Annotated in this window: 10 protein-coding genes; 7 read left to right on the forward strand and 3 right to left on the reverse strand. The window is 61.0% G+C overall.

Annotated elements, in window-relative coordinates; all coding sequences use genetic code 11:
- Positions 1–9 precede the first annotated feature (9 nt).
- Positions 10–651 (forward strand): alanyl-tRNA editing protein, encoded by a 642-nt coding sequence (locus tag PSH76_RS17515; RefSeq protein ID WP_305492678.1) that lies wholly within the window; start codon positions 10–12, stop codon positions 649–651.
- 106 nt (positions 652–757) lie between these two features.
- On the opposite strand, the gene PSH76_RS17520 is transcribed toward PSH76_RS17515, so the two are convergent.
- Together PSH76_RS17520 and PSH76_RS17525 are read right to left on the reverse strand one after the other, a co-directional pair.
- The gene (locus PSH76_RS17520; protein ID WP_305492679.1) at positions 758–2,329 is read right to left on the reverse strand and encodes an alkaline phosphatase; all 1,572 of its coding nucleotides are present in this window, start codon (positions 2,327–2,329) and stop codon (positions 758–760) included.
- Positions 2,326–2,880: a GNAT family N-acetyltransferase gene (locus PSH76_RS17525; RefSeq protein ID WP_305492680.1), complete on the reverse strand. Its 555-nt coding sequence runs from the start codon at positions 2,878–2,880 to the stop codon at positions 2,326–2,328. The genes PSH76_RS17520 and PSH76_RS17525 overlap by 4 nt, the downstream gene beginning before the upstream one ends.
- Positions 2,881–3,070: 190 nt before the next feature.
- On the opposite strand from PSH76_RS17525, the gene PSH76_RS17530 reads away from it, so the two are divergent.
- From PSH76_RS17530 to PSH76_RS17555, 6 genes are all read left to right on the forward strand, one after another.
- Positions 3,071–3,478 carry a biopolymer transporter ExbD gene (locus PSH76_RS17530; protein ID WP_005786670.1) on the forward strand — a complete coding sequence of 136 codons (408 nt, stop codon included), beginning with the start codon at positions 3,071–3,073 and terminating at the stop codon, positions 3,476–3,478.
- Between the two features lie 2 nt (positions 3,479–3,480).
- Positions 3,481–4,209, forward strand: a complete 729-nt coding sequence (locus tag PSH76_RS17535) for an energy transducer TonB (protein ID WP_056788453.1) — start codon at positions 3,481–3,483, stop codon at positions 4,207–4,209.
- A gap of 24 nt (positions 4,210–4,233) precedes the next feature.
- Positions 4,234–6,519, forward strand: a complete 2,286-nt coding sequence (locus tag PSH76_RS17540; protein ID WP_032892587.1) for a TonB-dependent receptor — start codon at positions 4,234–4,236, stop codon at positions 6,517–6,519.
- Positions 6,520–6,544: 25 nt separating this feature from the next.
- Positions 6,545–7,192 (forward strand): MotA/TolQ/ExbB proton channel family protein, encoded by a 648-nt coding sequence (locus PSH76_RS17545; protein ID WP_032892588.1) that lies wholly within the window; start codon positions 6,545–6,547, stop codon positions 7,190–7,192.
- Between the two features lie 56 nt (positions 7,193–7,248).
- Positions 7,249–8,466, forward strand: a complete 1,218-nt coding sequence (locus PSH76_RS17550; protein ID WP_305492681.1) for a phospholipase D-like domain-containing protein — start codon at positions 7,249–7,251, stop codon at positions 8,464–8,466.
- Between the two features lie 95 nt (positions 8,467–8,561).
- The gene (locus PSH76_RS17555; protein ID WP_098952200.1) at positions 8,562–10,301 is read left to right on the forward strand and encodes a dipeptidase; all 1,740 of its coding nucleotides are present in this window, start codon (positions 8,562–8,564) and stop codon (positions 10,299–10,301) included.
- A 129-nt stretch (positions 10,302–10,430) separates the two neighbouring features.
- Here the strand turns inward: PSH76_RS17555 and PSH76_RS17560 are convergent, their stop codons facing one another.
- Positions 10,431–12,092 (reverse strand): M24 family metallopeptidase, encoded by a 1,662-nt coding sequence (locus tag PSH76_RS17560; RefSeq protein WP_138763412.1) that lies wholly within the window; start codon positions 12,090–12,092, stop codon positions 10,431–10,433.
- Between the last annotated feature and the right edge of the window lie 23 nt (positions 12,093–12,115).

The raw sequence follows: 12,115 nt of genomic DNA on the forward strand, positions 1-12,115 counted from the left end.
ATGTAGATGATGACCGAGCGCCTGTTTTTTACCCACGATCACCTGACGGCCGAGCTGGAAGTGCTCAGTTGCACCCCGTACGAAGAGCAATTCGCCGTGATTGTGCAATCGACGATTTTCCATCCCCAAGGCGGCGGCCAGCCATTCGACACCGGCTGGCTCGGCGACAGCCAGGTACTGCGAGTCATGCAGGAAGCCGAACGGGTGGTGCACTACGTCGACCAACCTCTGGAACCTGGACCTGTCATTGCACGCGTCGACGCAGAGCGGCGCGCCTTGCACACACGTCTGCATTCGGCAGGGCATTTGATCGGCAATGCTGGCGAACGCCTGGGCTGGATGCCGATCAAAGCCCACCATTGGCCGGGCGAAGGCAAGATCACCTTTATCCGTGGCCAGGCCGCGCAAGACATGGATGCGCAGACGCTCCAGCAGTGGGTCAACACATGGATCGCCGCCGACTATCCCCGCCATATGACGCTGGAAGACGGCACCCGTGAAGTCGGCTTCGGCGAGTTGCCGGCTTACGCCTGTGGCGGCACGCATGTTCAAGCGTTGAGCGAACTGGGCCAGGTGACGATCCTGGCGCTATCGGAAAAAAAAGGCGCGCTGTCAGTACGCTACAGCCTCGCTGACACCCTGACACCCTGACACCCTGACACTGTAGGAGCGAGCTTGCTCGCGAAGAACGTTAACGATAACGCGAGCAGTCAGGTTGCACACGGTGCCTGTGAGTTTTTCGCGAGCAAGCTCGCTCCTACAGGGCCACGCTCGGCTGGCCCGATTCATTGACGAACGACTTCAACGTCGACACCGTCGCCGCCGGGTCACGCGGGTCGCTGATCGCACGAAAATTCGTCAACATGGTGTTGGCCGCCAACTCCACCGACACATAGCCACGCTGGCGGCTGTCGAAGAACTTCACATGGGGGTTGAGCGGCATGATCTTCATGAACGCGTCATAGGGCGGGCCGTCGGAGGTGACCGACGAGCCGACAAACTCGGTGGCGACCACCGCCGAGTCTGGCCTGTCGGCGTCGGCATGCAGGTCGGTGGCCCAGAACGAATGAATATCCCCACCCCAGAACACCGGGTTCTTCACCCGGTTGCGCACGATCGACGCCAGCATCCGTGAGCGGTTAGCCATGTAGCCATCCCAACCATCGGTCCAGCGGCCAAGCTTATGGTTGGTGAGGTCACGCTGCATCAGCGGCGCCACCAGCAAATCCTGGGCGATGATATTCCACTGCGCCTTGGACTGGGCAAATCCTTGGTCCAGCCAGGCCTCTTGCTGCCAGCCGAGCAACGTGCGGCCAGGGTCACGCAGGTCGCTGCAAGGGGTGGTGACAATATGCCCTTGATGGCTGCCATTGGCCGCGATGCACGGTTGCTCGGAACGGTACTGGCGACCATCGAGCACATGGAAACGCGCAAGCTGGCCGTAATCCAGGCGCCGGTAGATGCGCATGTCCGGCCCCTTCGGCACGCTGCTGGCACGCAGGGGCATGTGTTCGTAAAACGCCTGGTACGCCGCGGCCCGTTGCTTGAGAAACTGCGCCACGGCCACCTTCGGGTCCTGGGACCAGCGGTTGGCGTAGTCATTCTGGACCTCGTGATCGTCCCAGGTGACGACGCTGGGGGCCGCGGCATGAAGGGCCTGAAGATCTGGATCAGTCTTGTACAGTGCGTAGCGGTTGCGGTAATCGCTCAGGCTTTGCGCATTGCCGCTGCCGTGGGAACGAAACACCTTGCCCGACTGCGCCGCATAGGAACTGTCGTAAATATAATCACCGAGGAAAAACACCAGGTCCGGCTGCTCGGCGGCAAGGTGTCGGTAGGCGCTGAAATAGCCACGCTCCCAGTGCGAACACGACACAAAGCCCAGCCGGGCCGAGGCCATGGCGTGCAGCGCCGGCATCGTGCGCGACTGGCCCACCGGGCTCTGCGCGCCGAGCCCTTCAAACTGATACCAATACGGCCGATCCGCCGCCAACCCCGCCACTTCGACATGCACTGCGTGAGCAAAACGCGGCGTCGCCAGTACTTCGCCCTGCTTCACAATGCGCGTCATCGCCGCATCGCTGGCCACCCGCCAACGCACCGGCACCGTGCGACTCAGGCCGCCACGGCCATCCGCCGCATTGAACAAAGGTGCCAAGCGCGTCCAGATCACAAAGCCATCCGGCAGCGGGTCGCCGGAAGCCACGCCAAGGGTGAACGGATAATCCACCCCGGCACTGCGCGCAAACGGGCTGAGAATAGAAAACGCCGTAGCGACCGCCAGCCCGCCGAGGACCCGGCGCCGGCCGTGGTCGACTTCGCCGCTCACCGGCAGCGCTCCCAGTCGTCACGTACGGTGGCAAACCCGAGCATGTCCTCATACGCGCCGTTCTTTAAAAACGCCTGGCGCATGCAACCTTCATAGCGCAGGCCGATCTTTTCCATGACCCGCGCCGACTCCTTGTTGCGCGCGAAACACTGGCTGCCCACGCGCTGCAACCCTAGCGCCTCGAAGCCGAAGTCCATCACCGCGCTCGCCGCTTCCGCCGCGTAACCCTGATTACGACAGTGTGCCGCCACCCAGCCCCCCAAGTGCCCATAGTGATGGTGAGCATTGATACGCAGGCTGACCATGCCGACCAATTCATCGGTGCCGCGCACATGCATCCCCAGGTTCAGCAGCTCACCGTTGCGGTACTTGTCAGCGATCCCGGCAATAAAATCCTGGGCGGTTTCCAGGGTGTAGGGCGATGGAATGTTCGCCGTGTTGTCGGCAATTTTCGGCCCGTTGGCAAGCGTGAAAAGCACCTGCGCCTGGTGCATATGCAGTGCGCGCAACAGCAGTCGCGGGGTCGTCAATTGAGGCAATGCAGTGGGCATGGGAGCCGGCTCTCAAGATAAATTTCTCAAGCATGGATGCCCCGAGTGTCAGTTTCATTACGCCCGAAAACTGACTGGTAAGTTTTCTGAAAGACGCGTCCTAGAGCCTCCAAACGGTCAATTAAAGTTAACCAATCGGTCATTTTTGGCTGTTAGCGTTTTGCCCCTAATTCAATGACGGGGTAACGGAATGAGAACCTGGGACGAACCCAAGAAACGCAAGGCGCACATCGAGCTGATCCCGATGATCGACGTGATGATGTTCCTGCTGGTGTTTTTCGTACTGGTGAGCCTGAACGTGATTCCCGCGCTCGGCATGAAGACCCAATTGCCCAGCGCCAGCAGTTCCCAGCAGCTCAAGCCGCAGAACAAATTCATCCTCACCCTGGGCCTGGAAGGCCAGTTGCAACTGGACGGCAAGGACCTGACGGTGGATGCCCTGGTGCCCGCGCTGAAGGCTGCCGAAAAGCCCGATACCAAGTCGACGATCATCGTCAACAGCGACAAAGGCGTGGAGGTTTCGCGCCTGGTGGAAGTGATGGACACCCTGCGCCTGGGTGGCTTCACCTCCGTGTCCATTGCTACGCGTAAGTCCTGACCATGTACGTTCTGTTTCGTGCGCGTCAGCTGCTGGGCAGTGTCCCGGCCCTGATCGCCCTGGTGCTGATTGCACTGGGTATCCAGTCCCAGACGTTGAAAGTCGAGCCGGTGTATGACGAGTCGGCGGTCGAATTGGCCTTGGTCGAGCCGGAACCGGAAGTGGTCCCTGAACCGGTGGTGGAGCAAGAACCGCCACCGCCGGTGATCGAAGAGGAAGAGGCCGAGCCTGCTCCCCCGCCGCCACCGCCCAAGCCCCTGCCTAAACCCGAACCCAAGCCCAAGCCAAAACCTGTGCCCAAGCCTGCGCCCGTGGTCGCCAAGCCCGCGCCAACGCCGCCACCGGTGGCCGCCAAACCAGCCCCGGCCCCGGTGGCCCAAGCGGCACCGACACCCGCCCCACCGGCGCCACCGAAGGTCGATGGCCAGGCCCTGGAAAGCGGTTATCTCAAAGGCTTGCGCAACGAACTGGACACCTACAAGCAGTACCCCACCGGGCGCCAGGCGTCCCTCGAACGCCCGAGCGGCGAGGTGGTGGTGTGGTTGCTGGTAGACCGTCAAGGCCGCGTACTCGACTCAGGTTTACAAACCCAGGCCTCGAGCATGCTGCTCAACCGGGCCGCCACCAATAGCTTGCGTCGCATCAAGCAAGTCAAACCGTTCCCCGAGCAAGCCTTCGGGGGGCGCAATGAGCAGCGCTTCACCGCCACCTTCAACTACAGCGTGCAATAAGCACCCGACACCAGGACGACAGTGATGAAGTTCACCCGTATTCATCTGGCACTAGTGGCCGCGACCAGCATGACCCAGGGAATGGTCATGGCAGAGACCAGCGACAGTGACGTCGGCACCATTGGCGTACAAGGCAAGGCGACCGCCGGGGGCGGTTACATGGTGCCGGAGGAAAGCATCAAAGGCCGCTCCACGGTGACCAAGGAAGCACTGGATAAACAGGCGGCCACGGGCAATGCCATCGACAAGCTCAAGTACACCCCGGGCTTGAACATCTCCAGTGAAGACAACACCGGCCTGTCGGGCTTTCGCTTCACCATGCGCGGCATGAACTCAGACCAGGTAGGCATGTCGGTGGACGGCATGCCGATCAATGATTCGGGCAACTACGCGCTGTATTCCAACCTGCTGGGCGACCCGGAAAACATCGACCAGATCTTCGTCACCCAGGGCGCCGCGGAATCCGACGGCCCGCACATTGGTTCCAGCGGCGGCAACATTGGCATCGTGACCATTCGCCCGACCAAGGAAACCGGCGCCTTCGTCAAACAGGTCGTCGGCAGCAATGCCACGCGCAAGACTTTTGCCCGCCTCAATACCGGCGAAATCAACGGCCTGAGCAACTGGCTGTCGGTGTCCCATACCGAAGGCGAAATGTGGCGCGGCTCGGGCGCGGTACGCGCGGACAAGGTGGAGTGGAACAGCTTCTTCGACGCCGGCAATGGCAACACCGCCAACCTGATCCTCAAGTACCACGAGCAGGACAACAACAGTTACAGCCAGTTGACCAAGGCGCAATTCCAGCAAAATGGCCGCAAGTACGACCCTTATCCGGCCACCCCCAGCGTGGGCAGCAACGGCAAGTACAACAGCTATTACGCCCTGGCGCAGAACCCGTTCCAGACCTTCACCGCCGTGCTCAACACCCAGTTCAAACTGGCCGATAACCTCGCGCTGTCGGTGATCCCGTATTACTACTGGGGCAATGGCAGCGGCGTTGGTTCATCCAGCTACCCCCTCAACCGTGGCTCCAACCAGGGCGGTGTGTTCGACCTTGGCAACCTGCCCACCGCCGCCCAATACAACGCCGACGGCACACCCAACAGCGGCGTCTACTACCGCCCTTCACGCACGCAAACCTGGCGCCCAGGCATCACCACCAAGCTGACCTGGGACCTGGGCGACCACAGCCTGCAATTCGGTTACTGGTACGAGCGCGCACGCCAGAGCCAGACCCAGCCGTTCATTCCGCTCAAGAGCAACGGCAAGCCGGTGGACACCTGGCCGGACTCCAACAGCGCCATCGTCGATGCCAACGGCAACACCGTGCAGGGTCGCGACCGTTTCACCGTGACGCCGGCGCAAAAGGTCTGGGCCCAGGACACCTGGTACATCAACCCGGACTGGACCTTCATCGCAGGCCTGGCCTACATGAACGTCGAGCGTGAAGGCACCAACCACGGCAGCCTCAACGAACGCCCGGAAAAACGTAACCAGACCTACAACAAACTGCTGCCCAACGCCGGCCTGAAATACCAACTGGACGAGCGTGACCAGTTGTTCTACAGCCTGTCGCGCAACATGCGCGTGCCGCAGAACTACGTGCTCTACGACAAAGGCGCCGGCTCGATCGACGCCGAGCCGGAAACCAGCTGGAACCATGAACTGGGCTGGCGCTACAGCGGCGACGACATGAGCCTGGCCGCCACCCTGTTCTACATGGACTTCAAGAACCGCCAAGTGTCGTCCCGGGACATCAACGGTGACTTTGCCGACATCAACGCGGGCTCCGTGGTCAACAAAGGCCTGGAACTGGAGTGGAGCGGCCAGTTGCCCCACCACTTCAATTACTACACCTCCTACACCTACACCAAGGCCGAGCAGCAGGATGACCTGACCGTCTACAACGCCGGCAAACCCATCGTGCTGCCCACCAGCGGCAAGCAGTTCGCCAATGTGCCCAAGAACATGCTGGCGGCCAACATCGGCTATGACGACGGGCGCTTCTACGGCACCTTCGGCGGCAAGTACACCAGCAAGCTCTACGGCGACCTGACCAACGACGAGGCGATTTCCGGTCGCACTGTGTTCAACCTCGGCGCCGGTATTTACCTGCCGGTGGACAAGAAGGTGGTCAAGGACGCGACCCTGCGCCTGAACGTCGACAACCTGTTCGACAAGAAATACCTGGACGGCGTGTACACCACCAAGACCAACGCGGCCAGCTACAGCGGTTTCCGCGATGGCGACCCTGCGTACATCGTCGGCCTGGACCGCACCGTCACGGTTTCGCTGGAAGCGAATTTCTAAGACTCACCTCAAGAGGAACACCATCATGGATATGAACCTGCTCCACGACGTCACCTTCTATGTGATGTACGCGGCGATGGCCATTGCGATCTTCATCGCCATCGAACGCGGTATCTACTTTGCCTACGTGCGCCGCCAGGCTCGCGCGTTGATCGATGCCCTGGGCACCAACGTGCACAGCGAGCGTGACTTGCCGGAGAACCTGACCCGTCGCGACAGCCTGCCGCTGAACATGATCTTGCCGGTGCTGGCCCAAAAGGCGACTCACGGTTCGCGCAAGGACCTGGACGACGAAATCGACACCCAGTACCTGAAGACCCGCGCCCCACTGGCCCGCAGCCTGTGGATCATCGAGACCATCACCACCGCCGCCCCGCTGCTGGGCCTGCTGGGTACCATTCTCGGCATCATCGACACCTTCAAGGCACTGGCCACCGCAGGCGTGTCGGACCCAGGGCAGATTTCCGGTGGTATCGGGACGGCCTTGTTTGCCACGGGATTAGGTATCGCCATCGCGCTGTTCTGCGTGGTGTTCCACAACTTCTTCCAGGACAGCCTGGAGCGTATCAACGACCAGTTGAAGATCCTGCTGATCCGCGCCGCCACCGGCGCCCGCGCACAGGATGAAGTGCCCCATCGCGTGCCCACCCCGCTGCACAGCCGCACAGCCTGACCTGCAGGGCGGGCGCCTTGGGCGCTCGCCTTTTCCTTTGGTGCGATGAGACGCTTATGTCCCTTTCGATAAAGTTGCGTATCGCCGGCCTGACCGGCTTGCTCCTCAGTCCGCTGGCCCAGGCGGACTTTTCCATTCCGGGTTTTGAACTGGTGCACACCGTACCCGTGGACACCGCCCTGGGCACCGACGATTTACGCCAGCCCGGCCCGGTATGGATCGAGCTGTTCGACGGCGCCAAAAGCCGCATTGATATCGGCCAGTTCTACGCCGCGGATCACCCCGGTTCGGTGATGAACACGGTGCTGGAACGCCTGGAAGCCGCCGGCAAACGCGGCGTGAAGATTCGTTTCCTGCTCGAAGAAAAAGGCATCAAGCTGTCGGATGCCGGCACCCTGGAACGCTTGCGCGCCATTCCCAATCTGACCTTGCGCGTGCTGCCCTATGGGCAACTGAGCGGCGGCATCATCCACGCCAAGTACCTGCTGGTGGATGGCAAGCAAGCGTTTGTCGGCAGTCAGAATTTCGACTGGCGCGCCTTGGAACATATCCACGAAACCGGGCTGCGGATCACTGACGAAACGGTGGTGGGCCAAGTGCAGGCGATCTTCGAGCAAGACTGGCAAGCCCAGGCCGCGCTGGCGGGTAAACAACCGGTGCCGCTACCCGCCAACGGCCAGGCACCTGCACGTACCGGCAACTACCTGGTGGCCAGCCCGCAACGCTACAACCCGCCCGGCGTGGGTGACTCACAGCTGGAACTGCCGCGCCTGCTGGGCGAAGCCCAAAAAGAGGTGCGCGTGCAATTGCTCGACTACGCGCCGCTGTCCTACGGACCGGATCGAACCCGACCGTACTACGCGGTGATCGACAACGCCGTGCGCGCCGCCGCTGCCCGTGGCGTGTCGATCAAGTTGATGGTGTCCAACTGGAATACCGACCCACTGGAGCTGCCCTATCTCAAGAGCCTGGCGGTGCTGCCCAATGTCGAAATCAAGATCGTCACCCTGCCCGAAGCCAAGCAAGGCTTTATCCCTTATGCGCGGGTGATCCACAGTAAAACCATGGAGATCGACGGCCAGGTGGCGTGGGTTGGCACCAGCAACTGGTTGGGTGGTTACCTGGATAATTCGCGCAATCTGGAGGTGGTGATGCGCAGTGAGGCGATGGCCAAGCGCGTAGGCCAACTGCATCAACAATTGTGGGATGGGCCTTACGCTAGAGCCTTGAGCGTGACGGAGGAGTATCCCGCGCCCCACCCTGGCCAGCATTGACCTTGGGCACCTGAGTAATGGTAGTGTGTGGAAATGTTTCTGACTCTTCCGTCAGAAACCTCCTACTCACTACCTGCAAAGGAATGCCTTTAACCATGCACTTTCCATTGAAAAAACTGGTGGCTGCCACCTTGTTCGCCGCGAGCCTTTCGGCAATCGCCACGCCTGCATCCGCTAACATCACTGCAGACCAAAGCACGGCAATCCTGAAGCACTTCAGCGAGACCTCGGTCACCGATTTCCGCAGCTTCCTCGGCACCCTGGCTAAGGGCGAACTGGGTAAAACCGCTGACACTGGCCCGGCTATCAACGCGTTTCTGGGCAACAAAACCCTGAGCGCCGAGCAGCAGAACGAGATCAATCGCCTGCTGGGCATTTACACCCGCGTGAAATACGGCAAAGCCGCGCTCGAAACCCTGCGTGAACTGGTGGAGATCCCTACGTTCAACGTAGACGGTCTGCCACAGTACAAAAACCCGGAATTCCTCAAGATCGCCGCGAAGATCGAGGCCCTGGCCAAGTCCTTCAACCTGAACTTCCGTAACGTCGATAACCGCGTGTACGAAATCTCCCTGGAAGGCAGCGGTGATGAAGTCGTGGGTGTGCATGCCCACGCCGATGTGGTGCCCGTTACCCCGGAAAACTGGGTGCTGCAAGACGGTACCAAACTCGACCCGTTCAAGGTCACGCTGATCGGCGACCGCATGTATGGCCGCGGTACCGAGGATGACAAGAACGGCATCGTGGTGACGATGTACGCGATGAAGGTGATCAAGGAAGAAAAGCTGCCACTGGCGCGCACGTTCAAGCTGCTGGTGGACACCACCGAAGAAACTTCCGGTGAGGCTATTCCTTACTATTTCGAGCGCAATCCCGTGCCGCAATACAACCTGGCGCTGGATGGCGGCTACCCGGTGGTGATCGCCGAGAAAGGCTCGGGGACGGTCATGGCCACCTTCCCGGTGCGCAAAGGCGAAGGCAAAGGCGCAGAGATCATCGCGATGACCGGCGGCAAGGCGAACAACCAGATCCCATCGGCCTCGGTGGCCACGCTGGTCAGCGATGCACCCGCCGAACTGGCCGCCAGCCTGCAACAGGCCGGTGCCGACTATGCCAAGCGCAACGGTGGCAATTTTCAGGTGACGGCCAAGGTCGATGGCAAGGACGTCAAACTTACGGTGACCGGCGTGTCCGCGCACTCCTCCGAGCCCGAAACCGGAGTCAACCCGGTGGCACGCATGCTGGAGCTGATCCACAGCCTCGATGGCAAGGTCGCCCTCAAGCACAACCACATCACCGATGCTGCGCGGTATGCCGCCGACAACTGGGGCCTGGATTACCTGGGTGGCAAATTGGGCGTGGGCTACGCGGATGATTTCATGGGCCCGCTGACCACCTCGCTGACGTTTGTGGGGCAGGATGACAAAGCTTTCAAACTGGCCGTGAACCTGCGCGCGCCGAAAGGTAAAACCCCGGAAGCGCTCAAGGCGCAGATCGAGCAGAAGCTGAACGCCTGGGACAAGAACGCCAAGGTCAACGTGAGCTTCACTTACTCGCTCGACACCCCGATGTACCGCAACCCGGAAGGTGAATGGGTCAAGGCCTTGTTGGCGGTGGCCACGGAAAACCTGGGGATGGCACACAAATTCGGCACCTCAGCCGGCGCAACCTCCGTGCATGACCTGCCCAACGGCGTGCAATTTGGCCTGGCGCGCCCGGAAGAGAAGTACACCGGGCACACTGACAGTGAGTTCAAGACGGTTGAGCAGTTCTTGCTGGACCTGCAGATCGTCACCGAAATGATGGGCCGCGTCGGGCAGTTGCCGAAGCTCTGACCCAGTTGAAGCCCCAGCGAGGCTGCGATGGCGGCGGCACGGGCAGAATCTTCAGCGCCTGAACCACCGCTTTCGCAGCCTCGCTAAAGCTCGACAGCTCCCACAGGGGATCGGCGGTGTATGCGCAATTCAGCCTTGCATCATCAGCATATCCTCAAAGAACCCACCGACCGGCTCGGTGGGATGGCACAGCTGGATTTCCAATACCCAGGCCATTTCACTGGGCGAGATCTCCAGGTCAGCCAACTCTTTGCTCTCGAACAATGCATGGGGGAAATCTGCAAGGCGGTGCCCTGCCAGGTTGCGTGCCAGTCTCCAGCCTTTGGACAGGGCACTCTGCTCGGCAAAGTCGTAGAGTTCACGCCCGGTCAGGCCACGCAGCCACGCTTGGCGTGTTTCATCGAAGACTTCATGCAAGGCCGTTGTACAGGCCTGATGCAAAGGCCCATCGCCAAACACAAACGTATCGCCATAGTCCCCTTCGTAGCCATCCCATACCGGGCCAAGATCGACCACGGCAATGTCATCAGCCCGCAGCCTGCGTTGGCGATCTATGCCCTCGCGCGGTGGGCGAACGGTGTCAGCGCCAAAACGAATGTAGGTCGGATGCCAGGTGTGCGAAGCGCCCATGGCCTGCAGTTGCCTCGCAGCCATCTCAAGGGCCTCACCGGTAGTCATGCCAACTTTCAACTGGCTGGCAATCGCCGCCAGGGCACGCATGGATTTTTCCCGCGCTGCCAGCATGCCATCCAGGGAATAGCGCGGGCCGACTTTCTCCCAGACCGGGTCAAACAACAGCGAGCCTGTTTCAGCGCCTGACCGACCACTGGCGACAAACGCCTCTGCGATAAACCGGTGGCTCGGCAACCCCGCTTCAAGGCAATGGGCCCGCACCTGGCCGAGCATTGCAGCGTTGCCGCACGCATAGACCTGGGCCTGTTCCCACTGATGCCCATGACTCATTGCAACCTCTTGCACTCTGCCCTCGGAGGACCGCACGGGATGCCAGCGAAAACGCGGATACTCAACCATCAAGTCGTCGAGAAAGGCGCTGTCATAAAAATCCGCCGATTGCGCGCCCCCCCAATACAACGTCACGTCGACATCGCGCTTGAGCGCGGTCAGCAGGATAGGCTTGATGCCCGCATAACCAGTGCCCGTGGCGAATAACACCACAGGCGCCGCATCATCGTCCTGCCAGGTGCAGGCACCAAAAGGCCCTTCCACGTGCAGACGCTCACCCACGGCGAGACCACCCAGGATACCCTCGGAAAAGTATCCACCACTCACCCGGCGAATCTGGAAGACCAACCGCCCATCGTCCTCGTCGGGCAGGTTGGCAATCGAGAAGCAACGTGTGTCACCGTCCGCCAGGCAAAACTTGAGGTATTGGCCGGCCCGCACCATCACGGGCGTGTCTGGCATCAATACCAACTCGATCACATCGGGGCCCAGCGCACGCTTGCTGTGAACCTGCGCCGCCACTACCAGCGCGGGCGTATCCAGCGACCAGCCGGGAATATGCAGGCGCATGTCGCCACAGGCGTGGCTCTGGCATAACAACATTTCATTGGCTGCCAAAGGATAAGAAGGTACCGGCGCACCCGGTGCCAGGCGCTTGGCCCGGTACTCACCTTCGGCCACCACCACCTTGCACGAACCGCAGGCACCACGCCGACAGGAGAACGGCACGGCCAGGCCACTGGCGAGCATGGCGTCGAGCAACAATTCGTCGCCCGCCTCAAAGGTTTTCCCCGAGGGCGACAGTTCGATGACATGACGTGTATTCATAACAACCTCGGGCTAAGTGAGGC

This window comes from Pseudomonas sp. FP215 (genome assembly GCF_030687795.1).
In the GTDB taxonomy this organism is placed as follows: Bacteria; Pseudomonadota; Gammaproteobacteria; order Pseudomonadales; family Pseudomonadaceae; genus Aquipseudomonas; species Aquipseudomonas salmasensis.

Excerpts from the sequence above, each read along its gene's own strand:
- PSH76_RS17515 (WP_305492678.1), top strand. The coding sequence starts at position 10 with ATGACCGAGCGCCTGTTTTTTACCCACGATCACCTGACGGCCGAGCTG.
- PSH76_RS17560 (WP_138763412.1), bottom strand. The coding sequence starts at position 12,092 with ATGAATACACGTCATGTCATCGAACTGTCGCCCTCGGGGAAAACCTTT.
- PSH76_RS17545 (WP_032892588.1), top strand. The coding sequence starts at position 6,545 with ATGGATATGAACCTGCTCCACGACGTCACCTTCTATGTGATGTACGCG.
- PSH76_RS17525 (WP_305492680.1), bottom strand. The coding sequence starts at position 2,880 with ATGCCCACTGCATTGCCTCAATTGACGACCCCGCGACTGCTGTTGCGC.
- PSH76_RS17540 (WP_032892587.1), top strand. The coding sequence starts at position 4,234 with ATGAAGTTCACCCGTATTCATCTGGCACTAGTGGCCGCGACCAGCATG.
- PSH76_RS17530 (WP_005786670.1), top strand. The coding sequence starts at position 3,071 with ATGAGAACCTGGGACGAACCCAAGAAACGCAAGGCGCACATCGAGCTG.
- PSH76_RS17550 (WP_305492681.1), top strand. The coding sequence starts at position 7,249 with ATGTCCCTTTCGATAAAGTTGCGTATCGCCGGCCTGACCGGCTTGCTC.
- PSH76_RS17535 (WP_056788453.1), top strand. The coding sequence starts at position 3,481 with ATGTACGTTCTGTTTCGTGCGCGTCAGCTGCTGGGCAGTGTCCCGGCC.
- PSH76_RS17555 (WP_098952200.1), top strand. The coding sequence starts at position 8,562 with ATGCACTTTCCATTGAAAAAACTGGTGGCTGCCACCTTGTTCGCCGCG.